Raw genomic sequence first — 23,917 nt, forward strand, 5'->3', positions numbered from 1 at the left:
TCCTTGCCCTGTCGTTCGTCCTCGACGGCGTGCTGGAGGGGCTGTTCGACGGGATCTCCGTCGTGGACGGCCTGCTCGATGGGCTGCTGTCGCTGTCAGTGATCGCCGGTTTCCTGTCCATGCTCGGTTTTCCGGGGCGATCGTCATGGGGATGACCGGGCTGGATGTGGCGGGAGCCACGGTGATCGAGGCGCAGGCCGGGGCGGTCGGGGACCGTGCATCCCCGCTCGGTCAGGAGCGGACGTGTCTGTGCGATCGCGGGTGATGGTGGAACGGTCGACGCCGAACAGCAGCCCCAGCACCGAGTGCGGCAGGTCGTGCCGCAGATGGATCAGCGTGGCCACCAGCCGATCGATGAACACCAGCTGATGGCGGGCGCCGGCACCTGTGGCTCGCTCCCTGGCCCCGCTCCGCGCAGCATGGTGGTGGCCCTCGATGCCAGCCTGCCACGGCACGGCCAGCTCCTCGACCAGGTCCCAGCCGGCCGTAGGCGAACCGGTCGTACCAGGCGCGGACCGTGTCCAGGTGCAGGCACGTCTCGCGGGCGATGCGCGCGTTGGAGCGCCCCCCGTGCTACGTGCAGGACGATCTCCGCCCGCCGCCGTAATCGGTACGGGGTCTTGTGGCTGTAGGCCATCTTCTTCAACCGTTCGCGCTCGGCGGCGGTCGCGACTATCGGGCGGGCCAGGGCAACGGGCATGACAGCGGGCCGATCGGGAGAAGTGGATCAGACGGGTGGCAGTCTGCCGCGTCCGGCGCCTCAACGATTCGGCAAGATGGCCACGTGACCACGATGCCGGAGTGCGCCCGGCTGTCATTCGCTCAGCGGCTGTCCGAACTGCCCGCACCGCCTGACTACAACTGACGGGCCGCTGTGTCGCTGACCTGGCGGGCGATGTCGGTCCACAGGGCGGCGGGAAGATCGTGGCCGACGCCCGGGTAGGTCACTAGGCGGGCGCCGTCGATGGCCCGGGCGGTGGCGCGCCCCGCGCTGACGCGCAGGATCGGGTCCTGCTCGCCGTGCAGGACCAGGGTGGGTCGGCGCAGGTTCTTGAGCCTGGGTCCGTGCCACTGGGCGCCGATCTGACGGCTCTGCGCCTTGGTGTCACGCGGGCCACTGTCGACGTCGGCCTCGACCCAGGCGCGGGCTGCGGCCTCGTCGAAGGGGTAGCCAGGGGAGGCGATGCCACGCCAGACGGTGAGGGCGGCTTTGATGTCGCCCTCACGGCCCTCGGGGAACTTGGTCCGGGCGAGCTTGGCGAGCAGGCCGAACCGCAGGTGGCGCAGGACCCCTAGGCCGGAGACGTCGCTGGGCAGGGCCGCCGAGGAGGTAACGCTGAGCACCCGGTCGGGGTGTCGCAGCGCGATCCGCTGGGCGATCGTGCCGCCCAGGGAGTGGCCGAAGACATGGGTTCGCTCCCAGCCGAGTTCGTCCATCACCGCGACGGCGTCGTCGGTCATGTCCTCGGAGGTATAGGCGTCCCCGCGCTTGGCGAACAGGGCCTTGAAGGGATTGGTGGTGGCGGTGTCCGGCATCCGGGTCGACTGGCCGGCGTCGCGCTGGTCGTAGCGGGCCACGGTGAACCCGGCGTCGGCGAAGGCCTGGCACAGTCCGGCTGGCCACCAGAACCGGGCGGTGGCCAAGCCCATGATGAGCAGCAGCGGTTCGCCCTTGGAGCCCTTCAGTTGGTCGAAGGCGACCTGCACGTCGCCGTTGTGCGCGTACCGGGTCGGCGTCCACTCCTGCTGCGGCTGCATCTGGGGCATGTCGGCTCTCTTTCATCTACTGCGATCGATGTTCGCAGTTAATGCGGCCTAAGGTACTGCATACAGCGTTCGCAGAACAGGAGGGGTCATGACCGAGCCGCCCACCCACAGCATCTGGCTCCGCCCCGAACGCGCCGGACGCGGCCCGACGCCCACGTTCGACCGCGATGGCATCGCCGCCGCAGGGATCGCCCTGGCCGATGCGCACGGTCTGCCCGCCGTCACCATGCGGGCCGTGGCGGTCGCTCTCGGGGCCGGACCGGCCTCCCTCTACCGCTATGTGGCCACCCGCGACGAACTGCTGGAACTGATGATCGACCAGGTCTACGGCGAGATCTCCTACGCCGAGCTCGGCTCCGGACACTGGCTCGACGACCTGCTTGTCCTGGCCTGGCAGAGCAGGGGCGTCTACCTCGCGCACCCCTGGCTGCTCGACGCGACCGCGACGAGGACCCCGGTGGGGCCGCACGCGGTTACTTACCTGGAGCACGCCCTAGCCGCGCTGGCTGACCTCGACGTCCGTCCCCGGACCAAGCTGGAGGCCATCGCGATCCTCAATGCCGTCGTCTCCACCCTGACCCGCGCCGAGGTGATCCAGCGTCTCGCCGGGCAGACCACCCCGCAGTGGCAGCAGGCCCAGGCGGAATATCTCACCCAGGTCGCCATGGCGGGCCACCACCCGCACCTCGCCACCGCCCTGACCGGGCAGCCACCCGAGGACGAAGATTCGTCGGAATCGCTCTTCGACCGCGTCCTCACCCGCGTGCTCACCGGGCTCCTTCAGCCCGACGACATCGGAGCGACCTCCGTGCGCGGTCGCGCGGAGGCAGAGCCCCCCGCGGCCAGTCCGGGATCGAGCACAGCTTCCTGATGTTTCATCGGGAGAGTCATGCCCGAGCTCTCACTTGCCGCGACGCTCCGCCCCCTTGCAAATGACCATCTGTGAGAGTGGCGACATGCATTTTCGGCGGCACCCCGGAAGATATACCCAGACTGCGCCTGCGGCCTCTACCTGGCACTGTCTGCGATCTGACCTGACTTGACACACAACAACAGCGGGAGTCAACCCTCCGAAGGACTTCGAGCCTCGACCGCTTACTGAGGTTTTCGGGTCGTCGTCGGGTGGTGACGGTTCATGATCCCTGCGGTATGCCGGTGAGGTGAGGTATCCAGAGGGCGGGGGCCTGACTGCTGAGCGTCGGGCGTTTCGTGAGGGGATCCCGCTTCAGGCCGGGCAGAGGTTCGCGGCGGGCGAGAAGACGGCGGTGATCGCGAAGGATCTGCGGGTGAGTGTGCGGTCGGTGGAACGCTGGCGTCGTGCCTGGCGCGAGGGCGGCATGGAGGCGTTGTGCTCGGCGGGTCCGGCGAACTCCCCGACCGTCACAGACGCCCAGTTCGCTGTGCTCGAGGAAGAACTCGGTAAAAGACCGGCAGCTCACGGCTTCGAAGACGAACGCTGGACCCTGACGCGGGTGCAGACGGTGATCCGCCGGCGTCTGCGGGTGAGCCTGTCGGTGGCGACGGTCTGGCGGCTGCTGAAACGGCACGGCTGGTCCTGGCAGGCACCCGCCCGCAGAGCACTCGAGCGCGACGAGCATGCGGTGGAGCTGTGGAAGAGGGAGGTGTGGCCGCAGGGAAAAGACTCGCGGCGACGTCCGGTGCCTGGATCGTCTTCGAAGACGAGGCCGGATTCTCGATGACTCCTCCCCGGGCCCGCACCTGGGGCCGGCGCGGGCAGACCCCCGTCATCCGCGTCCGTGGCAGGTCCCGCCGCCGGACCTCGGCCGCCGTATTGTGTTGCTACAAATCCGGCGAGAAGAGCCGCCTCATCCACCGGTCCCGCGCTCACCTCCGCCTTAAGGGCGCACGCAGGAGCTTCTCCTGGCAGGACCACCGTGACCTGCTGGTCCGCGCGCACATCCAGCTCGGCGGGTCGATCGTGGTGATCTGGGACAATCTCAACACCCACCTGGCCGCCGGGCTGAAGCGGTACGAGGCCGAGCACGACTGGCTCACCACCATCCGCCTCCCGCCGTATGCACCCGATCTGAACCCTGTCGAGGCCGTCTGGTCGCTCATCCGCAGGGCGATGGCCAACTCGGAGGCGATGCGCACGACGGTCGCCGTGGCCAGAGCCGGGCCCTCGGAAGCGACGAGCATCGCCAGGCCGGTGGCGGCGTCCCGCCACGCCATGGGACGTGCCACGAGGGCGCACTGTGCGGATCGACACAACTGTGCGGATCGACCAGCCCCAGGGGCCGAGCCAGCAGGCCCGGCCGGTATGTGGCGGCGCCCCCGTAAGCGCACGTTGCCGCTCGGAATGCTCTGAGCAGTCCGGTGCGCATGGCCGATACCTCCGCAAGCCGATGGCACATATGCCCCGTTCCACGGCCGAGTACCCGATCCGAAGGACGGCTCCCGTCCCTGTCTACCGGCCAAGGACCTGCGACCATTGCGCGGGGCCTTCGTCACCGGCACCTGCCGGTGACGAAGGCCCGCTACGGGTCTCGCCCACTCCTTCCCTTCAGAACCGTCAGGACCGCTTACAGGCCCTCCACCGCCCGGCCGACCAGCGTGGACGACAGCCCCGGCCTGCTCCGTTCGGAAGCCCCTTCGCCCACCTCTGCGGAGCCGCGCCGGTCCCGGCCTTATCCGGACACACCAACCGCCACCGCCCCGACCGCGGCGGCGACCACGTCGACAACGCCCTGTACACCAACGTGCCGCTCCATACGGGATACGGCCGGCGCACCCGGAACCACGTCGCCAGGCGAACCGCTGGAGGCATGGTCAAGAAGGGCATCGTCCGCTGCCTGAATGATTCGCGGTCCGCGAGGTCCACGCCACTTGTCCCACGCGATTCGAACCCGCAAACCGCTCCCGCAGGCTGCTCGACGATTTACAGGAACTTCAGTAAGCACGGGCATGGATCTCTCGGTGCGGGGCAGTCGAAGGCCTGCTGGACGTTGTTCGTTAGTGAGCTGCAGCGTCGGACGCCATGGAACAGTCAAGTTCCTTGTGGTGCGGCTGGCTGTCCTGTGGGACGGGTTCTGGGGGAGAGGTGCCATCATGATTCTTCCGGCGGAGAAGGAGCTGCGCGCTGTGCTGGCCCGGTTCGCTCAGGCACGCATCGAACACGACGTGCGCCCCACCGGCCGCACCAGCCGGGATCTCGAGGACTCCACGTACACGCTGTGCGTGATGACCGGAGCCCGTACCGTCGAGCAGGCCCTATTGGCGGCAGATGCACTGCTTGAGCAGTACGGGGCGGGCTGTGTGAGAGTCTCCCCAAAGGACGAGACGCTGGCTGCGTAAGGCTGAATTTCCGCTGCTCGCCATTGTCAGGCGACGGTATGCGGCAGGGTTTCTCGGTCCGTAATTCTCCGACCCGCCGTGGCCGTACGGAAATCATTCCGCTTCTTCAGCAACACCGTGCTTCTTGTTGTTCTGCCTACCGTGTGCAGCCCCTGCCGTGCGGTGGTCAGGATGGATGGGGAAGATCTGACCGATGCCGGTGATGTCCAGCATGCGCTGGACCGGCGGGCTAGGGGCGATTAGGACCGTATGTCCGCCTGCGGCGGCAACTGCTCGATTGGTGTAAAGCAAGCAGGTCAAGCCAGTGGAGTCGATGAAGGAAAGACCGGCCAGGTCCAGCCATACGGTCGGGGCGGCGGTCTGCAGCACCGGCTGCAGAGTGTCGGTGAGTTGGCCACTGGTGTGATGATCAAGTGCGCCGGCCAGGGTCAGTAGAAAACCGCCGGGCAGCGGTTCGGTGTGCACGGTGAACGTGTCAGAGGTGGCCGGCTGGTCGTCCCGGTAGTCGGGCATGGACTCTCCTGTAGCAGTTCGGTGTCGTCTGCGCTCTGTCTGGAGCGCGGCAGGAACGTCAAGGGGTGAGGTTGTCCTGGTCAGGATCGAGCCATTCGGCGAGCAGGACGGTGGCGTCGTCGTCGAGGTGTCCGTCGTGGTGGTCAAGAACGGCATGAACGAGGCGGCGCAGTGTCTCGTGGACGGTGAGGCGGTCGGCGTGATGGCGTACGAGGTAGTCGGTGAAGCGCTCAAGGCCGAACTGCCGGCCGTCCGCGTCGCGGGCTTCGACGATGCCGTCGGTGTAGAGGACGAGCCGGTCGCGGGGTTGCAGCTGTCCATGGCAGACGGTGACGGGCAGTCCCAGGGCGACCCCCATGGGCCCGGCAGGAGGGCACTGCAGTTCGCTGGGCCAGCGTCCTGAACGCAGGAGGACCGGCAGGTGATGGCCGCGGTTGATCCATGTCAGCCGCCCGGTTCTTAGGTCGAGGTCGGCGAGGATGCCGGTGACGTAGCGGCTGGTGCCGAACTGCTCGATCAAGGCGTCTTCCACGGCTTGGGAGGTCTGGACGAGATCAGCGCCCTGGCGGCGGGCGTTGCGGCAGGTGGCGATTGCCATGTTGGCGGTCAGGCCCGCTGTGGCGTCGTGACCCATTGCATCGAACATCGACAGGTGCAGCACGTGGCCAGACACGGCATAGTCGAAGGCGTCGCCACCAACTTCGTAGGCCGGCTCCGATACCGCGGCAATGGTGGTGGTGCGGCCGGCGAACGCCGACGGCGGGGTGAGATGCCACTGCATCTCGGCGGCCACACTCATCGGCGCGGTCCGGATCAATCGGGCGTAGGAGTCACTGAAGGCTCTCTTGCTCAACAACAGCAACGCCACCATCGACGCCAGCGCACGCAGCGCGTCCCGCGTGGCCTCGCCGTCCTGTTCGGTGTCCGCACATAGCACCCCCAAGCCTTCGACACCGTCGGTGACGGGCACCCACCACCGGCGGCCCTCCCGCTCGGATGAGCGGTCCGGCTCAGCGATCAGGTCCACCCGCTGGAATGCGAGCCCGGGAACGGTTGCGTCGACGGTCAGCTCCATGCCACCCGCACCGGCGTCGATGCCCTGGCCGGTGACCTGGCGCAGCACCTGGCCCTGCAGATCGACGACGAAGAACGCCACGTCGTGCAAGCCCACTGTCCCGGCGTGATCGGCCACCATCCGCGGCAGCTCCTCCAGCGTTGCCGCATGGCTGGCCATCATCAGATCGGTCAGCGTCCTGCTCACCTTCGCGGGCTCGATCACAGGACCCGTTCCCCTTTCCGCTCTGCCTCCCGGCGACTCGCTGGGAGGACGGCAGACCTACCGACTACCCGCACACACGCAACAGACCGCCTCACCACCTAAGGACCGGGGCGTGCCTGCCAGAAATGCGTGTCGGCCGGTCGATCGGCCACCCGGCCGATTCACTGCCCTACCATGCGGGCGACGACCACGGCAGCGGAGTTTAGGACGGTCAGGGGTGCACAGAAGAAGACGTCCCAAATCCCGCCGGTATCCGTGCCACTCAGACGGTGGGCTGACCGCCGTGCCGGTGACTGTGCCCTGGCCGTCGTCCGAGGGAAAGGCCCGGCGCAGCGCCCCGTTGTGGCTCGGCCGGTAGAAGGCTGGACCCGGCACCGATTCCTACCGCCTCGCCAGCACCCGAGCCCGAGCCGAGAAGTTGGCCAAGGCCAGCTGATTACTCCAGGTTCCCGATGGACGGCCCGACGCCCGGAGGGCGGCGGGCCGCCACCATGCACTGCTGACGGTCATCCGCCCCGGGCGGCTGTTACGGCCACGAGCCAAGAACCGCATAGTCGCCATCTATGAGACCAAGGTGGGCATCAACCCGGTGGAGTAGGGCGTGTCCCGCCTATGGTGGGCGACGCGACCCAGGCACGATCCGTGTCCGTGACTTCGTCATCGACCCATGCGAACGGCCGCCTTGCCTCCGACAGGATCAGGTCGTTGATTCCCTACTTAATGCGGTCGAGGAAGCCGAGCACCCGATGGTTGACCTGCATCGCGGCCTGTTCATCGTAGGACGGCAGGCTGCTGTCGGTGAACAGGTGCCTGTCGCCGAGGTAGAGGAACAGCTCGGCATCCGTCACCCTCTCGACGACCGCGCGGGCGGCGTCCGCATCGCCCTCCCCGGCGAAGAACGGATCTGCGTCCATGCCGTGAATCTGAACCGGGACGTCTTGGGGCCAGGCGGCGCCGAACTCCGAGACCGGGACGCACGCCTCGAGCAACAGTGCACCCTTTGCTCCGGGGCGAGTCTGGGCCAGCTTCTGCGCCGGCAGGACGCCAAGCGAGAAGCCAACATAGATGAGCTCCGCAGGCAGCCCCTCGGCGGCGGCGGCTCCGCGCGCGATGATCGTGTCGAACCCGACGCTCTCGGCATAGGCGGCGCCCTCCTCGAGGCTGTCGCATACCTGCCCTTCGTACAGATCTGGAGCGTGGACTGTGTGTCCGGCCCGTCGCAACTGCGCGGCGAAACTGCGAACGCCGGCGGTCAGCCCGTGTCCATGGTGGAAGACCAGCACCTCAGCCATGTTGCTCCCCTCGTACTGCGGTACCCGGGTAGCGCCGCGGCACGAGTATGGACCGCAGCACTGACATCCACGGGCCTCGGCCGAACAGGACCAGGCCGGTGGTCCCTGTTCGGTGAGGCGGACTTCGAGGGCGGCGACTCGCCGGTCTCGGAAGCGCAGGTTCGAGCGGGCGGCCTTCAGCCGCTCGTCGAGAGTGCAGTTGTCAGGGGTGAGCGGGAGGACGCGTTGCTTGCATGTGGTGTCCTCGGTGGCGATCCGTTGGATGGCTTCCCGGATCCATTCGGCCTGCGAGTCACGGGTCCGGCCCAAGAGTTGGCACCGTTGCCTGTCGACTCAGGCGCAACGACAGTCTTCCCTCGGTGACCGTGCTGCTATTTCCCGTGAGCATCCACGGGCCCCAAGATCCGCAACTGCTGTCGAAACCGGCAGACAAACGCTGTCGCCTGAAGTGAACGAAGCCAGTTACTGCTGGTGCCGTTCGGGAACACATGCCACACCCGTCGAGATCGCGTGGCCTTGCCCGCCGACGTGACGGTGAAGGTATGGAGCATCCAGCTATAGGAAGGGATCTGATGACGAAGGCGCGAGACATCATGACCGGTGGAGCCGAGTGCATCGGCGCCGAGGAGACGGTGCTGGACGCGGCCCGCAAGATGAAGGATCTCGGAGTCGGTGCCCTGCCGATCTGCGGCACCGACAACAAGCTCAAGGGGATGCTGACTGACCGGGACATCGTGGTGAAGGTGCTGGGCGCGGGCAAGGATCCCGTTACCTGTCAGGCCGGTGACCTGGCCCAGGGCGAGGCCGTCACCATCGGCGCCGATGACGACGTGGAAGAGATCTTGCGCACGATGACCGAGCACAAGGTCCGCCGCCTGCCGGTGATCGACGGCCACGATCTGGTCGGCATGGTTGCCCAGGCCGATGTCGCCCGTTCCCTGCCGGATCCCAAGGTCGGCGAGCTCCTTCAGGCCCTGTCCACCGACTGATCTCCGGTTGGCGCCCCGGACCCGCGCCGCCATCCGAGATGGCGTCGGCATGGCGCCCCGGGTCCGGGGCATACGGCTTGGTGTATCACCCATGTAAATGGCGGCAGCAGGGAGAGTTTCGATGCTCATGGCGCACCCCGCAGTACTGCGAAACCTGATCGACCAGTACGAAGCGCTGCGCATCCTGCACGCCGAGGACAGCAGCGAGGAGGTACGCCGGCGCATGGACGATGTCACCTACACGCTGTGCGTGTCGACCGGCACACGCGACATCGACGCCGCCCTCAGCACTGCCCGTCATCAGCTGGCCGGTGCCCGCACCGAAGATGACTCCCTCCTCATCGCCTGACCACGTTGCACTGATCCGCCAGCCCTATGAGCACGACAGCGAGCCTGCCGACCTTCACCAGTCTCAATGAGCTGACCCGGCTAGTCACCAGCCGCCGAGGGTTGTACGTGCGATGGTCCCGTGGCCCGCAACACGACCTGCCCGATGCGACCAGCACGGACGACCTGACCGGTATGAAATTGCCGGGGCTGTCGGCCAGCCTGCTGGACATCGAGAACTGGTGGGGGAACCGGCCCGCACCCATCTGGGTCGCCCGGCGGCTGTACGACTACTGCCATCTCCCAGGTGTGAAAGACCCTCGCACGCGGCCGTGGGTTCTGCAGGGGTCTGAGACGGCCCGCGGACCGGACAACGAACCTCTGGTGACAGACGTGGAGCCCCTCGGCTGGATCTCGGACTACGTCATCGACGAGGCCCGCCATATCGTCGCCGAGCAGCCTGGCCACTGGGGCTCTCTCGACCGTGACGAAACCGCCTGAGCGCCACAGCCGGTGCGCCGCTCAGCCGGTTGCGCGTCGGTCTGGGATGTCCGCGCCGGGCGCGGTCAGTGTGGCGGCGACGTTGGGCGGGCAACGTCGGCAGGGGAGGGGGAGGTCGGATTGGGCGCAGTGCCAGCGGGCGTGGTGGTGACGTTACCCGGCCACAGGCGCCCACCAGCTTGGGTTCGGCCAAGGAACGTTCAGCTGTTCAGGCTCTGCTGCCAGACGCGAGGGACGCTCGCCTACCTGCTGGAGGACTTCTCCGAAACGCCTGCGCGCGTGAGCGGTGCAAATGCTTGCGCCGCGGACTTCAGATGATCTGTCGCCGCTTCGCCGTTTCGACTCCGGTGTCCGTGCAACCCGGCCCCGGCGGCCGACCTGGCGCACGACCTGGGTGAAGGTGCCGCAAAAAGACGGCCTTGAGGAGGGCGAAGATGGATCATTCCCGTGTCCCTGTACTGGAGGCATTGCAGGAGTTCCGGCGTCGCGGCGACGTGGTCTACGGGCCTCCCGGGCACAAGCAGGGGCTGGGAGCTGATCCCCGGGTTCTCGACATCGTCGGGGAGGGGGTCTTCGCCTCGGACGTGCTCTCGCTGAACGGTCTCGACGACCGCCGCGAGTCGCAGGGTGTGCTCACGCAGGCGGAGGAGCTGATGGCCGACGCGGTCGGCGCCGAGCATGCCTTCTTCTCCACCTGTGGCAGTTCCCTGTCGGTGAAGACTGCGATGCTGGCGGTGGCCGGGCCGGGCGAGAAGCTCCTTATCTCGCGCAACGCCCACAAGTCCGTGATCGCCGCGGTGATCGTCAACGGTGTCGAGCCGGTGTGGGTGCATCCGAAATTCGACGCCGAACGGCACTTGGCTCACCCGCCGGAGCCGGACGACGTACGCCACGCGCTGCAGGCGCACCCGGACGCCAAGGGCATGCTGCTGATCACCCCGACGGACTGGGGCTCGTGCGCGGACATCCACGGTGTCGCCAAGGTCTGCCACGACCAGGACGTCCCCCTGATCGTCGATGAAGCGTGGGGGGCTCATCTGCCCTTCCATCCCGACCTGCCGTCCTGGGGCATGGACGCCGGCGCGGACCTGGTCGTCACCAGCGTCCACAAGATGGGCAGCGCGGTCGAGCAGAGCTCCGTCTTCCACCTCCAAGGCGACCGGGTCTCCCCCAATGTGCTCAAGCAGCGCGAGGATTTGCTGGGCACCACCAGTTCCTCCTCCCTGGTCTACGCCACACTCGACGGCTGGCGCCGCCAGATGGCCCAGCACGGGCACGACCTGCTGGACGCGGCGCTGCGCCGCGCCACACGCATCCGCCGGGCCGTCGCCGACATGCCCGGGCTGCGTCTGATGGGGCCGGAAGTCGTCGAGGCGGGCCTGACGGCGGAGCTGGACCTGCTGAGGATCACCATCGACGTGCGGGAGCTGGGCATCAGCGGTATGCAGGCCGCCGAATGGCTGCGCACCCATTGCCATGTGGACTTCGGCTCCTCCGACACCTGTCGGATCGGCGGGCAGATCACCCACGCTGACAACGAGCGCACCGAGAACCTGTTCATCGACTCCCTGCACCGTCTCGTCGGCCACGCCGACACGATCGAACCCCAGCCTCCTGTCCAATTGCCTGCACCGCACGCGCTGGAACTGGAGCAGGCCATGCTTCCGCGGGAGGCCTTCTTCGCGCAGGCCGAGCACGTCCCGGCCGACAAGGCCGTCGGGCGCGTCGCCGCGGAGATGCTCAGCCCTTATCCGCCCGGCGTGCCCGTCGTGGCCCCCGGCGAGGTCATTACCGAGGAGGTCGTTGATTACCTGAGGACCGGCGTGGCCGCCGGGATGCTTGTCCCCGACGCCGCCGACCCCACCGTCGAAACCCTGCGGGTGACGGCTCGGTAGCGGCGTTGGGCCTGTCGACACCTGCGTCACGGGCTTCGGATCGTCTCGTCGCCCCTGCGCGAAGCACCTTTCGACGGCCCCCTACCGGCTTCTCCACGTCCGGCTCTCGCGTTCGAGCACGTCTCGGCTCAGCTCGGAGCGGTTGGTGATGTCCTGTTCGGTGGCCCGCTGGGACAGTTCTGCTTCGTTCAGTTGCCGCAGCTTGTTTTTCCTGTTGCCGCGCTGGCCGCGGGCTGTGGCTGATGCCCGGGCCGTCTTCGGCGGCGTTCCTATGTTTTCTTTGCTGCTTTCTCAGCGAGCGTACGCGCCGCCTTCCGGACCGGGGCTGGCTTCTTTTGCCGTGTCCCGGCCGCCGTGCCGCGGCCCGTGCTGCCGGCTGGGTCGGTGCTGCCCTGCAGAACCGACATGAGATCGACGATGTTGGTGGCCGTCGGCGCCTCCTTGCGCCGGCTCGATCTACTCGCTCTTCGGACTTGGCCTTGACCAGCTGCCGCACCTTCTCCTGACCCGTGCCGCGATACCGGTGCACACCGCCTCGCGACTCACCGACGTCCTGCAGCCGCTCCTGCGCATCAGCAGCCACAGCGCGCTTGCGGACCTGTCGGGCGTCACGTTCCTGGACTCCACCGGGCTGACCTGTCTGATAGCGGCCTACCGTACGGCCCGGCACACCGGCGCCGGCCTGGTGCTGATCGCACCCAGCGAACGCGTACGGCACATGCTGGCCCTGACCGGCACAGATCAGGTACTGCACAGCTATCCCGCCGTGGACGCCGTCCCCGATGGACTGCCCGATCACTTCTGACGAGGCTGAAGTGACGCCAGCGGAGGTGACTCACGCCGGGTCGGGTGTGCGAGCGAGTCAAGTCTCGGAGCCCCATGTATTGCGGCCATCGGAGGCGTCACCGCGAGGACCGTCAGCCTCCCATTTGGTGTTGCCCTTCCGTTGCTCCGGGGCAAGTCATCACAAGTAAAGCCCTCGATTACCTGACCAGCGGCCTGGCCGCTGGCGTACTCATCACCTCGACTGGCGCAGCTGACGCCCGCAGGTATGGACAGCGGCTTGTGTGGCACTCATCTAGTGCGGGCCGCCCGACCTGACCGGGTGGCCCGACCAGACGGCATCGCCGGGCAATACACGAGCAGGAGCGATCCGGCGCAGATTGAGCGCCCTTCGCTCTCCGCAGTCGTGAAGCTCACCACGCCGAGTACCTGGCATGGACCACCAGGTGTCATGGACAGGGGAGAACATCATGACCGGCCGTGACGACTGTCCGCAGCCGCACCCGCGTCCGGGGTGAGTGCGGACCACAACGCCCCGAGCACGGAAGCTGACTTAGGCTGGCCGCAGCACACGGAAGCAGCAGAGAGAGCGCTGGCGGCAGTGACCTCCGATGTTCTGGAGGAGGAAGATTCCGTGCGCCAAGCCATCAGCGACGACACCGACACCACCGTCCGTACCGCAGCCTGACGGTGCCATCGGTCCGGCTTCACTTCTGACCGCGCCGGGTCGACTCGCCCGACGGCCCGGCCCGGGGCACGCTGGGAGGCGTGAGCAGTGCGCCGATCGTCGTGTGCTGGCCCTCCCTCTCGGGCGGCCGAAGGGTCACCGTGCACAGTCACGGCCAGGACGAGATCCTCGGTACCGCCTACAGCGACCACGACCTGGTCGTGTTCCTTGAGGGCGCCGGCGTGGCCGATCCCGAGGTCATCTTGGACGCCCCCAGTGGGTGGAGTGGCGCGGCGGCCAGGCCCACCAGTTCAGCGCCGCCTGACGTCCGTCACGCCGCGGCGTTGTGTCCAGAATTCAAGACAATCTGAATTCAGGGAAGCGTGTACAGTCGTGGTGTGCTGACTGTTGCCTCCGACATCGAGGTGCTGGCCCGGTTCGGCCGCGCGCTCGCCGACCCGATCCGCTGCCGCATCCTGCTCGCCCTGCGCGATGCCCCCGCCTATCCCGCCGATCTCGCCGACGCCCTCGGCGTCTCGCGCACGCGCCTGTCGAACCACCTGGCCTGTCTGCGGGACTGCGGCCTGGTCGTCACCGTCCCGGACGGTCGCCGCACCCGCTACGAACTTGCCGACGACCGCCTCGGCCATGCCCTGGACGACCTGCGCACCGCCGTGGTCGCCGTCGAGACCGACCGCACCTGCCCGGACGCCGTCGACAAGGGGTGCTGCTGACCATGACCGCCGAGATATCTATATCCCTCGGACCATCCTCGGCCCGCCGCGACGCGCTCGCCAAGCGCATACGCCTACTGGTCGCCGCCACCATCACCTACAACGTGATCGAGGCGATCGTCGCCCTCACCGCCGGCACCATCGCCTCCTCCACCGCCCTGATCGGCTTCGGCCTCGACTCGATCATCGAGGTCTCCTCCGCCGCCGCCGTCGCCTGGCAGTTCTCCGCCTCCGACCACGCTGCCCGCGAAGCCCGCGAGCAGCGCACCCTGCGGATCATCGCCGTCTCCTTCTTCACGCTCGCCGCCTACGTTACCTTCGACGCCGTCCGCGCCCTCACTGGCACCGGCGAAGCCGAACGCTCCTTCCCCGGCATCGTCATTGCCACCCTGTCGCTGGCGATCATGCCGTTCCTCTCCTTCGCCCAACGCAAGGCCGGCCGCGAACTTGGCTCCGCCTCCGCGGTCGCCGACTCCAAGCAAACCCTGCTATGCACCTACCTGTCCGCCGTGCTCCTCGTCGGCCTGCTCCTCAACGCCACCCTCGGCTGGTCCTGGGCCGACCCCATCGCCGCCCTCGTCATCGCCGCCATCGCAGTCAAGGAAGGCCGCGACGCCTGGCATGGCAAGGGCTGCTGCGCACCCTCCGCCGCCACGGCCCCCTTGCTCAGCGACACCGCCGCAGACGCATGCGGCTGCCGTCCTGGATGTGACTGCTGCAACTGATCACCCCCAGCATGGAGCCGGGCCCCGGTGTCGATCGTCGGGGCCTTCTCCGCATCCAGAGACGTAACGCGGCGCTACGGACACGGCTCCTGAACTGGCCAACCATTCCGCAACGTAATGGCCAGCTACGACGCAACGACAGCTCGTGACCTGCGGCCCTTAACGGCATCCTGGCCAACTTCCGCCCAATGTCACAATTGATCACGATGCGGTCACGGCGGAGAGGTTCTTCAAGATTGGCGTCACACGAGAGCCGAAGACCGCACCTGTAGAAGGTGAACGGCGGGATGGGCCCGCCCCACCTTCCAGGAGCACCCTGTGGCGAGCACCGCAGACGAGCCCGAGCAGCCCCTTGACCGGACCGGAGGGGTCCCTCCGTGGACCCCTCCATCATCCCCCCCCCGCGCCCCGTCGCCAAGGTCCGGGAGTTTCCGCAGGTCAGCCCCGGCGGGGAGGGGGCCGCCGCAGATTCGACAACCCTCATGTCAAGGCGTCCTACTCACAGGAAGAACTCGACAGAGCCTCGGCGGAGGGAGCTGCTGCAAGCGCTGGGGATCTTCCAGAGGGCTACGCCTGATCAGTTGTGGAAGCTGACCCGCCTGGACAACCAGCACGACAAGCTCACGCAGGAGAACCTCCTGGATCTTCAGGACCACCACTTGGTGAGGACCGAACGGAGGTACTCGCGTTCCATACCGGGCATGGCCGAGTGTCTATGGTCCGGGCGCCAACGCTGAGGATCCTGCTGCCGTCGCGCACATCTTCCAGGTCAAGGGGCGTCCGCCCTCTCATACGCTGATCATCCACATCGGCGGCGCGGAGCAGTTGGACGACTGGGTCCAGGACGTGCCGGTGACGGCGCGCCTGCTGGCCGAATGCTTCCGGCCGGGGCCCCTCACGCTGGTTCTGCGGCGCGGTTCTCGGGTGCCGCTCGAAGCGACCGGTGGTCTGGAGACGGTGGCCGTGCGCGTGCCCGGTCATCCCGTCGCACTTGCGCTGCTGTCGGCCTTCGGCGGCGGTGTCACGGCACCGTCCGCGAACCGCTTCGGCTCGGTCAGCCCCACGGCGGACCATGTCCGTGCCGAGTTCGGTGAGACGGTTGACCTCGTGCTGGACGGCGGCCCTTGCGAGGTCGGCGTCGAATCGACCATCGTCGACGTCACGGGCGACGCCCCGAGCATCCTTCGGCCGGGCGGGGTGACGCGCGAGGACCTCGAAGCGGTACTGGAGTGCCCGCTTGCGGTTCCCGCGACGAGTCGGGTGCGGGTGCCCGGCCAGTATCCGTCGCACTACGCGCCGCGTGCGCGGGTCGTCCTGGTCGAGCCGGAGAAGGTTGTCTCTGAAGCGGAGCTTGCGCAGCAGATGGGGCACCAGGTGGGCATTCTTCTGCCTGCCTCCTTCGCCGACGCTCCGGCGAAGGTGCACGCCGTGGTGGCCCTCCCCAGCTTGATGGCCGCCTATGCGCGCGGTCTGTACGGGTTCCTGCGCGAGCTTGACCAGCAAGGGTGCGACTTCATCATCGCATCCTTGCCGATGGAGGAAGGGCTGGGGTTGGCGATCGCCAACCGACTCTGCCGCGCAGGCCGGGGGGTGGGCGGGTCTTGCGCATCGGCGGGGCCTCCGCGCTGCGTGCCCCTGCGCGTCGCTGGGCCGGAGATGCTCGGCCGGCATGGCGAGGAGCACTGTTTCGAGGGGGCGCGGCCGGCCGCGCAGCGTCGCAAGAACCAGTAGGCCAAGCGAGACGAAACGCAGTAGGGGGTGGACGACTTCGAGTCTTTGTGGTCAACGCGAAACAAACGGCAGTGGAGCATAGGGCAACCAAGCCGTTCTCCGGTGAGTCGTACGGGGCGGCGCGGATGAGGATCTTGGTCTTTTCCGCGCGGCAACTGCCCGACGCAATCAGTGGAGTCGACATGCCCCAGTCCATGCGTAAGCGGAACATCGGCCGAGGGGTCGCGGTGGCCGTCGCCGTCGTCGCGGCGGTCACCACCCCGGGGGCCGCACACGCCAGCGTCGGCACCCCCGCCGCCCCGGCCGCCGCCTCGAAGCTCCATGACGACTTCAACGGCGACGGCTACCAGGACCTGGCCGTCGCCGCCCCGCACGGTCAGGTCGACGGCAAGGCCCGGGCCGGTCGTGTGGCCGTCGTGTACGGCTCGGCCAAGGGCCTCGACCTCGCCCGCAAGCAGGTGATCAGCCAGAACACCCCGGGCGTACCGGGTGCCGCCGAGGCCGGGGACGCCTACGGCGACGGCCTCGCCGCCGGTGACCTGGACGGCGACGGCTATGCCGACCTGGTCGTGGGCGCGCAGGGCGAGGACGTCGGGGACGTCGTCGACGCCGGCACGCTCGCCGTGCTGTGGGGCGGACCGAAGGGCCTGTCCGGCGGCACGGCCGTCGCCACCGGCACCGAGGAGGACCGGGCCGACGCGCTGCACCAGGCGCTCGGCGACTTCGACGGGGACGGCAGTCTCGACCTCGCCACCGGCAACCGGCTGCTGTACGGGCCGTTCGACCGCACCACGGGCGCAGCGAGCAGCCGAACGCTCGCCTTGGAGGCCGAGTACGCCACGAACGACGTGGCCGCCGGCGACATCGACCACGACGGCATCACCGACCTGGTCGCGCTCATCCACGACCGCAGCGACGACGACATGCACGACCCCGACTACAAGCACCGCCGCGCGGTCTACCTGCGCGGCACCCCGGACGGCCTGAGCGCCCCGGCCCCGGTGCGCAACGCCGACGGCACGCGGATGCGCGGCGGCGAGAGCCTGGGCATCGGGGACGTGGACAAGGACGGGTACGCCGACCTGGTGATCGGCCGCCCGAACGACGGCTTCGGCGAAGTCCCGCTGGACGACCCGCTGCTCAAGGGCGGCCAGATCGGGGTAGTGCACGGCTCGGCCGACGGACCCGACACTTCCCGTACGACGATCATCACGCAGAACACCCCGGGTGTGCCCGGCAGCGCGGAGTGGGCGGACGGGTTCGGCGGGGGCGTCTCCGTCGCCGACGTCAATGCCGACGGCTTCGCGGACGTCTCCACCGGCAGCGCGAGCGAGGACCTCGGGAACGTGTACGCGGCCGGCCAGGTCACCGTCCTGCGCGGCGGCGCCTCGGGGCTGACCGGCGCCGGTGCCTACAGCCTGAGCCAGAACACCAGGAACGTCCCGGGCACGGCGGAACAGAACGACTTCTTCGGCGCCGACACCAAGCTGCTCGACGTCAACGGCGACGGCCGGGCCGAGCTGTTCGCCGGCGCCACCGGCGAGAACCGCGACGGGGGAGTCTGGGCGTTTCCCAACCCGGTGAACACCCCCACCGCCACCGGCTCGGTCAGCTTCGGCGCGGGAACCCTCGGCACGGTCGGGAACGGCTCCTCCCTCGGCTCGGGTTTCGCTCGCTGACCCCGGACCGATCACCTGCCGGACGCGCCCGGCAACGGCCTGTCCCAGGGGCGACGGCGAGTGTGACGTCCCACTTCATCGCCCAGCCCGACTCTCACTGCGTGCCGGACATTGTCACCGGTCACCATCTTGATCCGTTGGCATCACGCGAGAACCAAGGCGACACCCGCTGAGAACGTGCAGCGCATCGGCATGAGGCATCGCAGGGACCCTCAACGGGCCCGGACCGTCGCAGGAGGTTCCTGGGACACGAGACCCCGGGGCGATCGCGCCCCGGGGTCTCCTACGGTCCGGCTCAACGGTCGGGCGGCGCCGCGTCACGCCTATGCCGCGAGCGCGTCCAACCGCTCCTGGGTGAGCTTGTCGCGCCTGGCCTGGCGGCGGCCTGTCCCATGCGGCCTGGCGGATCCGTGCGGCCCGACATGTCACCGCCACGCCACCGCCAGCCACGACGGGCCGGATGGCATCCCACCGATCCGCTCCCGCCGGGGCCCGCGCAGGCGGCGGCCCGCCAAACTCCACGGCGACAAGGGCTACGACTACGACGACCTGCGACGATGGCTGCGCAAGCGGGGCGTCCGGCACCGCATCGCCCGCAAGGGCATCGAGTCCTCTACCCGGCTCGGCCGGCACCGCTGGACCATCGAACGGACGATGTCCTGGCTGGCCGGCTGCCGCCGCCTGCACCGCCGCTACGAACGAAAAGTCGACCACTTCCTGACCTTCACCGCCCTCGCCTGCACCCTCATCTGCTACCGCAGACTCGCCAAATGAGACGACGTCTAATACTGCAACGGTGCTTGTGCTGATTGCTGACCAGTTTCAAGGGCTGTGTCCGCGTCGCTTGTAGTGACTGACGCGGGCCTGGCGTTGTCGTCTGCGGCGCCATGTCGACCAGTGCAGGATGTGGTCGATCGGTGCTGGTTGGCGGTCGGTAAGGCGGTGGATCAGGCGTCGGATCTCGGCGAGGCTGAGGTGGATGAGCTGGGAGGATCCGTTTCTGCTTTGTCCGCGTCCAGCTGGCGGGCGCGCAAGACGGTCAGGCAGGCGTGGGCGGCCATGGCCAGGGTCATGTGGCGGTGCCAGCCCGGATAACGGCGGACCTGGTAGTCGTCCAGGCCGCACTCCTGCTTCGCGCTCTGAAAGCACTCCTCCACCGCCCAGCGGCTGCCCGCGACGCGGATCAGCTCATCCAGCGTGGTGCCGGCGGGGCAGTAGGCGATGTAGTAGGAGATCTCCTCGGGCCTGCTCACGCTGCGGCGGGCCAACACCCAGTGCCGACGATCCGGCCGGTGCCAGGGCCGGACCTCGACACGGGCCCAGTCATAGATCCGCCGACCATGCGCGCCTTCGCCGCAGGAACGGCGTTTCCACTTCTGCCGCGGCAGGCCGGGGAACAGCTCGTGCACGGGGTGGTCGATGGACCAGCGGGTGACGACCGTGTCGTGGCGGGTGGTGGCCATGACATGGAAGACATCGGCCTGTTCCAGTTCGAACCGCCAGCCCTTGCTGTAGCCGTAGGCGGCGTCCGCCGTCACCCAGCCGAACGGAACCTTGTCGGCAATGGCCCGGCGGACCATCGTCTTGGCCATGGCCACCTTCGTCTCGAATGCGACGCTGTCGTCGATGCCCGCCCGGCGGCAGCGGTCCCGGTCGTCCGTCCAGGAAGTGGGCAGATACAACCGCCGGTCGATCAGCGTGCGTCCACGGCTCGTGGCGTAGGCGAGGAAGACACCGATCTGGCAGTTCTCCGTGCGTCCGGGGGCTTGTATCTGAATAACTGTCAGGTTTGATCTTTCTGGTGGTTTTCGTCAGAAAGGCGGGCTCGGAGCTGTTCGAGAGTCCGGGCGGGCGCCCCGGGCAGTGGTGTGACGACGATGCGGTGCAGGTCCAGAAGCCGGTGGCCGTCTTGGAACTGGTTGGAGAGGTTGGTGCGGGTGACGCCCAGCAGCTGGGCCAGGAGAGTGCTGGTGATTGCCCTGCGTCGACGTAAGAGCGCTGCCAGGAGGCGGTGGTAGTGGTCGAGGCTGCTGGTCTGTGGGTGGAGGTAGCTGCGCGGACGATGGAAGCGCCGCTGGAAGGCCGCCTCGGCCAGGACGTCCCAGTACGGCTCCGAGACTGCCACCAGGCGCTCGAAGTCGGACCGTGGCATGCCGGTCAGGGCCGGATCGCTGAGCATCTCGGTCAGGGCGGGGTCGATCCGCCGGGCGGCCGTCGGCGCCTGTGGAGGTCGCGGTGGAACCGGGGCGAGGGTGTAGTTCCAGTTGCCGTGGAACGCATCGGGCGTGATCGGCAAGGCTTGGAACTCGGCAGCGGTAACCGTGGAGCCCAGGCGGTAGCTACCGGTGTCCAGCTCGGCGCCGATGGTCAGCCCGGTCCGGGTGGTCGTCGCAGCGATGGTCTCGATGACGACCTCGTAGCTGGTCAGCGGTCGGCCGCGCCAGTTCGCGGTGATGTGACAGAACATCCGGTGTTCGATCTTGTTCCACTTCGACGTGCCCGGCGGGAAGTGGCAGACCGTGATCTCCAGGCCGCTTTCCAGGGCGAAGGCGGCCAGGTGCTTCTTCCAGGTCCAGCGGCGTGGATCGTTCGAGCCGCCAGCGTCGGCGGTGATCAGCAACCGGGTGGCGTTTGAGTGGTGCACCCGTCCGCGGCGCTGCCACCAGCGACGTATGGACTCCACCGCGAACTCGGCAGTGTCGTGGTCGGTCCCGACGTTGACCCAACCGGTGTTGGTGGCGATGTCGTAGATCCCATACGGGATGGCGACGGGCTGGTCGCTGGTGGTGAAGGTGTGGCAGTCGACCTTGATCGGCTCCTTGCCCGGCCGCCAGGTGCGACCGGGCCGGTCGCGGTTGCCGAGCCATTCCTTGGCCTTGGTGTCGACGCTGATCACCGGCTGCCGGTCGTCGAGGAAGACGCTAGCCGTGGCGTTGAGGTGGGCGAACTGGGCGTCGCGGTCCGGATGGCCGGCGCCCTCGGTGGTCTTGACGGTGCCCTGCAGGCTGTAGCCCAGGCCGTGCAGCAGACGCCCGACGGTTGCGGCACTGACCCGATGGCCCTGCGACGTGAGGGTCGAGGCCAGAGCACGCAGCGACAAGGTGGTCCATCGCAGCGGCGAGACGGGATCACCTCGGGTGTGCGGCTCGATCAACGCCTCGAGTGCCGGCAGCAGGCCGGGGTCGGTGACCGTCAACGGCTTACGGCCGGCTCCCGCAGCCCGAACCCTCCGTGTGGGCGCCGGGTCCCCGGCCAGCTCGGTCACGCCGCGCGCGACGGTGATGGTACTGGTCCCGGATGCGGCAGCCACCAGGGCGATTCCACCGTGGCCGATCGCTGCGGCTTCGCTGGCCAGGTAGAGCCGACGACGACGCTCGTCGAGATGCGGCAGGATCCGATCGAACTTGGCCCGCAAGGCGGTGACCGGAGGACGCACAGGCATGGTCCACCATCCCACCAACTCCACCAGAGCAAGCAGTAATTGAAATACAAGCCCCGGCGGTACCGGAGTATTGCCTTTGCACCCCAGCCGAACGGACGCCCTTCTTCAGGAACCCGGTGTCGTCGACGATCAGGACGGCATCCCGGTCTCCGAGGTGTTCCACGACGTAGTCGCGTACGTCATCCAGGACCTCGTCGGCGCCCCACTCGATGCGGTTCAGCAGCCGGTGGATGCGGTCGGGGCCCGCGTGCCCGGCCTCCTCCGCAAGCGTCCAGCCGTTCTTCCGCTCCAGTGGCGCGATCAGTCCCCGCATGTACGCCAGCGCCGACTGACGCGGCTCCTCCCGGTTGAACCGGTGTACGAACCGCTCATGTAGAGCGTCCAGTTCGCTCGCCCACAGCCTGACATCAGCAAGGTCCCCACCCATGACCACACCAACGACCGACCTGGCCAGCAGTCACGGCAAGCACCGTTGCAGTACTAGAACAGGTGTGCGGTTACAGCCAGGGATTCGTCGAAGGTGCCGGGGTCGACACGCTGGGCCCAGATCGCGCCGGTGTGCCCGTCCTCGCCCCTGGGCAGGCCGCGGAACGGCTTATAAATTACGGCCCCATACTCGGCGGCGAACTTCCGTGCAGCCTCGACGTCGTTGGTGACCAGGGTCGGCGGAATGGTCAGGCCGAGCTGGGCGGCAGTCTGAAGCTGGGCGGGCTTGAAGTCGGCGGCGGCGATCGCGTCGGGGTGGTTGACGTAGCGGACGCCGTGCAAGTGGTTGAGCACCCCGCCGAGCCCGTGGCGGGCCTTGGCGGCGGCGAAGGCGCGCTGCTGAGCTGGCAGATGCTCGTAGCGGGCTGCATGAGGGGTGGGGCGGCGGTAGTGGACCGCCGCCACCTCCCCCAGCTCCACCTCGCAGCTGGCCGTCCGCAGCTGACCGCCCCGGACCGGTGCCCCGGCCTCATGCGTGCACCGAAAGCCAGAGCAGAGCCGATGTCGGCCGGGTCCGCACGGACCACCGGCGCCCCAAGCTCGTTGAGCGCACCGATCACCCGGTCCGCAGTGACGTCCTCCAGGGACGTGATGGCCAGGACGATGCCAGCCATCGCCGCCTCCCTGTCGGCGCCACAGGCCACGACGTGACCCCGCAGCAGCAACATGCTCCGCGCCCTCGCCAGTGCGCTGGCCAACTCGGGGCCGCAGCAGATCGAGTACGGGAAGGCAGACGTGAGGGCCCTGCTCTCGTATAGCCACCGCAGGGCGGAGTGCAGCGCTGTGTGACTGCCGCGGAGCTGTCCGTGGCGTGGGCGAAGTGCGAGCCTGGTCCCACAGCCAGCGTACCCGTCGGGATCGGAGGCCGGCCCATTGGTGTGTTGGGATGAAGTCGCGCGTGGAGTATTCCCAGAAGTCGTAACGTCCACGGGTGGCAGGCGTTGTACAACGGGGGAGGTGTCCGACGAAGCCATGCGGTTAAAAGGGTGCCAGGTCACGGATCGGCGCAGGGGGCGTGTTCTCAGTAGCGCGGCCACTGCTGTGAGTTGCTTCCTTGCCCTCCTGGCGTGCAGCCCGGGGCAATCGTTCAAGGCGGACGAGCCGACTGTCGCCGCCACCGTTCGGGCCTCGGAGACCGGTGAGTCCACCGCGCCAGCAACTGAATTGCCCGAGGAGCCGGTTCCCTCGTCGAGCTTCAGGAGACAACAACCGCTGGATACCAGCAAGTTGGTGGGAACCTGGGAAATCTCGCCGGGATCCGCCAGCGACAACTACTACTCACTGGAGATCGAGAAGGACGGAGCGGCCAGCACGGTCGGCGAGCCGCTCGCCGTCCGGGACTCCATGGAGGTGTTCCGCATCTGCGGCGGGACGGCCCATCTCAAGTCCACACCAGTGGAGATGACGCTGACCTGCGCGGACGCGAAGACGGACGAAGACGGCCGGTACCTCCACGTGCGGCGGCACGCCGGCATGCTCCACCTGGGACAACCGCCGTCGATCCTTGAGGAGTACGGGGACGAGGCACTGATCATCGACTGGGCCAACGGGAAGACGGACTACCTATTCCCTGGCAACATCTAGGGGGAAGCATGGTCAACCACTTGGGACGAGCTCTTGCCGTCGCCGTCGGGACGGCCCTGTGCGCGGGATGCTCGGCGGGTCACGGCAAGTCGGACCCGGCTCCGAAGAAGTCGGCCGCGACCAGGACCGCGTCCATGTCGCCCTCCCCGACGCCCACGAAGAAGTACTCGGCAGTCGGTTCCTGGACCCCGCTCTTTCTCTCCGACAC

The 23,917-nt window shown here is 68.1% G+C and carries 20 protein-coding genes and 7 pseudogenes; 17 read left to right on the forward strand and 10 right to left on the reverse strand.

All coding sequences use genetic code 11. The annotated features are described in order from the left end of the window. Positions 1–208: pseudogene (locus ACIF8T_RS34655) on the forward strand (hypothetical protein); the annotation flags it as partial. Here the strand turns inward: ACIF8T_RS34655 and ACIF8T_RS34660 are convergent. Together ACIF8T_RS34660 and ACIF8T_RS34665 are read right to left on the reverse strand one after the other, a co-directional pair. Continuing rightward, a pseudogene (locus tag ACIF8T_RS34660) lies at positions 188–473 on the reverse strand (transposase family protein); the annotation flags it as partial. The pseudogenes ACIF8T_RS34655 and ACIF8T_RS34660 sit on opposite strands and share 21 nt — an antisense overlap. 382 nt (positions 474–855) lie before the next feature. Continuing rightward, the gene (locus ACIF8T_RS34665; RefSeq protein WP_400040719.1) at positions 856–1,767 is read right to left on the reverse strand and encodes an alpha/beta fold hydrolase; all 912 of its coding nucleotides are present in this window, start codon (positions 1,765–1,767) and stop codon (positions 856–858) included. An 88-nt stretch (positions 1,768–1,855) separates the two neighbouring features. Here ACIF8T_RS34665 and ACIF8T_RS34670 point away from each other — a divergent pair, with 88 nt between their 5' ends. From ACIF8T_RS34670 to ACIF8T_RS34685, 4 genes are all read left to right on the forward strand, one after another. Beyond that, a complete protein-coding gene (locus ACIF8T_RS34670) occupies positions 1,856–2,638 on the forward strand; it encodes a TetR/AcrR family transcriptional regulator (RefSeq protein WP_400040720.1) in 783 nt (260 codons plus the stop codon). Positions 2,639–2,927: 289 nt separating this feature from the next. Beyond that, complete coding sequence (locus ACIF8T_RS34675; protein WP_400040721.1) at positions 2,928–3,467, forward strand: winged helix-turn-helix domain-containing protein; 540 nt, start codon at positions 2,928–2,930, stop codon at positions 3,465–3,467. Beyond that, positions 3,464–4,096 carry a transposase gene (locus tag ACIF8T_RS34680; RefSeq protein WP_400040832.1) on the forward strand — a complete coding sequence of 211 codons (633 nt, stop codon included), beginning with the start codon at positions 3,464–3,466 and terminating at the stop codon, positions 4,094–4,096. The genes ACIF8T_RS34675 and ACIF8T_RS34680 overlap by 4 nt, the downstream gene beginning before the upstream one ends. A 740-nt stretch (positions 4,097–4,836) precedes the next feature. Next, positions 4,837–5,082, forward strand: coding sequence for a DUF5133 domain-containing protein (locus ACIF8T_RS34685; protein ID WP_400040723.1), 246 nt, complete (start codon positions 4,837–4,839; stop codon positions 5,080–5,082). Positions 5,083–5,175: 93 nt separating this feature from the next. On the opposite strand, the gene ACIF8T_RS34690 is transcribed toward ACIF8T_RS34685, so the two are convergent. From ACIF8T_RS34690 to ACIF8T_RS34700, 3 genes are all read right to left on the reverse strand, one after another. Beyond that, positions 5,176–5,595, reverse strand: a complete 420-nt coding sequence (locus ACIF8T_RS34690; protein ID WP_400040725.1) for an STAS domain-containing protein — start codon at positions 5,593–5,595, stop codon at positions 5,176–5,178. Positions 5,596–5,653: 58 nt separating this feature from the next. After that, positions 5,654–6,874, reverse strand: a complete 1,221-nt coding sequence (locus tag ACIF8T_RS34695) for a PP2C family protein-serine/threonine phosphatase (RefSeq protein WP_400040727.1) — start codon at positions 6,872–6,874, stop codon at positions 5,654–5,656. Positions 6,875–7,587: 713 nt separating this feature from the next. Beyond that, positions 7,588–8,166, reverse strand: a complete 579-nt coding sequence (locus ACIF8T_RS34700; RefSeq protein WP_400040728.1) for a dienelactone hydrolase family protein — start codon at positions 8,164–8,166, stop codon at positions 7,588–7,590. Positions 8,167–8,738: 572 nt separating this feature from the next. On the opposite strand from ACIF8T_RS34700, the gene ACIF8T_RS34705 reads away from it, so the two are divergent. From ACIF8T_RS34705 to ACIF8T_RS34755, 11 genes and pseudogenes are all read left to right on the forward strand, one after another. Beyond that, on the forward strand, positions 8,739–9,155 hold the full coding sequence (locus ACIF8T_RS34705) for a CBS domain-containing protein (RefSeq protein ID WP_400040730.1): 417 nt from the start codon (positions 8,739–8,741) through the stop codon (positions 9,153–9,155). A gap of 121 nt (positions 9,156–9,276) precedes the next feature. Further along, complete coding sequence (locus ACIF8T_RS34710; protein ID WP_400040732.1) at positions 9,277–9,504, forward strand: DUF5133 domain-containing protein; 228 nt, start codon at positions 9,277–9,279, stop codon at positions 9,502–9,504. Between the two features lie 26 nt (positions 9,505–9,530). Next, on the forward strand, positions 9,531–9,983 hold the full coding sequence (locus ACIF8T_RS34715; RefSeq protein ID WP_400040734.1) for a DUF6098 family protein: 453 nt from the start codon (positions 9,531–9,533) through the stop codon (positions 9,981–9,983). 434 nt (positions 9,984–10,417) lie between these two features. Continuing rightward, positions 10,418–11,878 (forward strand): aminotransferase class I/II-fold pyridoxal phosphate-dependent enzyme, encoded by a 1,461-nt coding sequence (locus ACIF8T_RS34720; protein WP_400040735.1) that lies wholly within the window; start codon positions 10,418–10,420, stop codon positions 11,876–11,878. 523 nt (positions 11,879–12,401) lie between these two features. Next, on the forward strand, positions 12,402–12,683 hold the full coding sequence (locus ACIF8T_RS34725) for an STAS domain-containing protein (RefSeq protein WP_400040737.1): 282 nt from the start codon (positions 12,402–12,404) through the stop codon (positions 12,681–12,683). A gap of 746 nt (positions 12,684–13,429) precedes the next feature. Beyond that, complete coding sequence (locus tag ACIF8T_RS34730; RefSeq protein ID WP_400040738.1) at positions 13,430–13,699, forward strand: hypothetical protein; 270 nt, start codon at positions 13,430–13,432, stop codon at positions 13,697–13,699. Positions 13,700–13,726: 27 nt separating this feature from the next. Continuing rightward, positions 13,727–14,062 (forward strand): ArsR/SmtB family transcription factor, encoded by a 336-nt coding sequence (locus ACIF8T_RS34735; protein WP_400040740.1) that lies wholly within the window; start codon positions 13,727–13,729, stop codon positions 14,060–14,062. A 2-nt stretch (positions 14,063–14,064) separates the two neighbouring features. After that, positions 14,065–14,787 carry a cation transporter gene (locus ACIF8T_RS34740; protein ID WP_400040741.1) on the forward strand — a complete coding sequence of 241 codons (723 nt, stop codon included), beginning with the start codon at positions 14,065–14,067 and terminating at the stop codon, positions 14,785–14,787. Positions 14,788–15,495: 708 nt separating this feature from the next. Beyond that, positions 15,496–16,368: pseudogene (locus tag ACIF8T_RS34745) on the forward strand (L-threonylcarbamoyladenylate synthase); the annotation flags it as partial. 332 nt (positions 16,369–16,700) lie between these two features. Beyond that, entirely contained in the window at positions 16,701–18,197 is a 1,497-nt protein-coding gene (locus tag ACIF8T_RS34750; protein WP_400040742.1) for an FG-GAP-like repeat-containing protein, read from the forward strand. A 462-nt stretch (positions 18,198–18,659) separates the two neighbouring features. Then, positions 18,660–18,971, forward strand: a pseudogene (locus tag ACIF8T_RS34755) (transposase); the annotation flags it as partial. A gap of 173 nt (positions 18,972–19,144) precedes the next feature. Here ACIF8T_RS34755 and ACIF8T_RS34760 read toward each other — a convergent pair. From ACIF8T_RS34760 to ACIF8T_RS34775, 4 genes and pseudogenes are all read right to left on the reverse strand, one after another. Next, positions 19,145–19,957 (reverse strand): annotated as a pseudogene (locus ACIF8T_RS34760) (IS701 family transposase); the annotation flags it as partial. 51 nt (positions 19,958–20,008) lie between these two features. Further along, positions 20,009–21,639 (reverse strand): annotated as a pseudogene (locus ACIF8T_RS34765) (ISAzo13 family transposase). 52 nt (positions 21,640–21,691) lie between these two features. Continuing rightward, a pseudogene (locus ACIF8T_RS34770) lies at positions 21,692–22,066 on the reverse strand (transposase); the annotation flags it as partial. Between the two features lie 53 nt (positions 22,067–22,119). Beyond that, positions 22,120–22,545: a hypothetical protein gene (locus ACIF8T_RS34775; RefSeq protein WP_400040744.1), complete on the reverse strand. Its 426-nt coding sequence runs from the start codon at positions 22,543–22,545 to the stop codon at positions 22,120–22,122. Positions 22,546–23,355: 810 nt separating this feature from the next. On the opposite strand from ACIF8T_RS34775, the gene ACIF8T_RS34780 reads away from it, so the two are divergent. After that, a complete protein-coding gene (locus ACIF8T_RS34780) occupies positions 23,356–23,709 on the forward strand; it encodes a hypothetical protein (RefSeq protein WP_400040745.1) in 354 nt (117 codons plus the stop codon). Between the two features lie 79 nt (positions 23,710–23,788). Here ACIF8T_RS34780 and ACIF8T_RS34785 read toward each other — a convergent pair whose 3' ends face one another. Continuing rightward, positions 23,789–23,917 (reverse strand): hypothetical protein, encoded by a 129-nt coding sequence (locus tag ACIF8T_RS34785; RefSeq protein ID WP_400040747.1) that lies wholly within the window; start codon positions 23,915–23,917, stop codon positions 23,789–23,791.

It is taken from the genome of Streptomyces sp. NPDC085946, assembly GCF_044540485.1.
Lineage (GTDB): Bacteria > Actinomycetota > Actinomycetes > Streptomycetales > Streptomycetaceae > Streptomyces.

What these genes read in the sequence shown, in the direction of transcription:
- ACIF8T_RS34680 (WP_400040832.1), top strand. Translation starts at nt 3,464, where the DNA reads ATGACTCCTCCCCGGGCCCGCACCTGGGGCCGGCGCGGGCAGACCCCC.
- ACIF8T_RS34700 (WP_400040728.1), bottom strand. Translation starts at nt 8,166, where the DNA reads ATGGCTGAGGTGCTGGTCTTCCACCATGGACACGGGCTGACCGCCGGC.
- ACIF8T_RS34705 (WP_400040730.1), top strand. Translation starts at nt 8,739, where the DNA reads ATGACGAAGGCGCGAGACATCATGACCGGTGGAGCCGAGTGCATCGGC.
- ACIF8T_RS34665 (WP_400040719.1), bottom strand. Translation starts at nt 1,767, where the DNA reads ATGCCCCAGATGCAGCCGCAGCAGGAGTGGACGCCGACCCGGTACGCG.
- ACIF8T_RS34715 (WP_400040734.1), top strand. Translation starts at nt 9,531, where the DNA reads ATGAGCACGACAGCGAGCCTGCCGACCTTCACCAGTCTCAATGAGCTG.
- ACIF8T_RS34740 (WP_400040741.1), top strand. Translation starts at nt 14,065, where the DNA reads ATGACCGCCGAGATATCTATATCCCTCGGACCATCCTCGGCCCGCCGC.
- ACIF8T_RS34720 (WP_400040735.1), top strand. Translation starts at nt 10,418, where the DNA reads ATGGATCATTCCCGTGTCCCTGTACTGGAGGCATTGCAGGAGTTCCGG.
- ACIF8T_RS34690 (WP_400040725.1), bottom strand. Translation starts at nt 5,595, where the DNA reads ATGCCCGACTACCGGGACGACCAGCCGGCCACCTCTGACACGTTCACC.
- ACIF8T_RS34670 (WP_400040720.1), top strand. Translation starts at nt 1,856, where the DNA reads ATGACCGAGCCGCCCACCCACAGCATCTGGCTCCGCCCCGAACGCGCC.
- ACIF8T_RS34750 (WP_400040742.1), top strand. Translation starts at nt 16,701, where the DNA reads ATGCCCCAGTCCATGCGTAAGCGGAACATCGGCCGAGGGGTCGCGGTG.
- ACIF8T_RS34710 (WP_400040732.1), top strand. Translation starts at nt 9,277, where the DNA reads ATGCTCATGGCGCACCCCGCAGTACTGCGAAACCTGATCGACCAGTAC.
- ACIF8T_RS34685 (WP_400040723.1), top strand. Translation starts at nt 4,837, where the DNA reads ATGATTCTTCCGGCGGAGAAGGAGCTGCGCGCTGTGCTGGCCCGGTTC.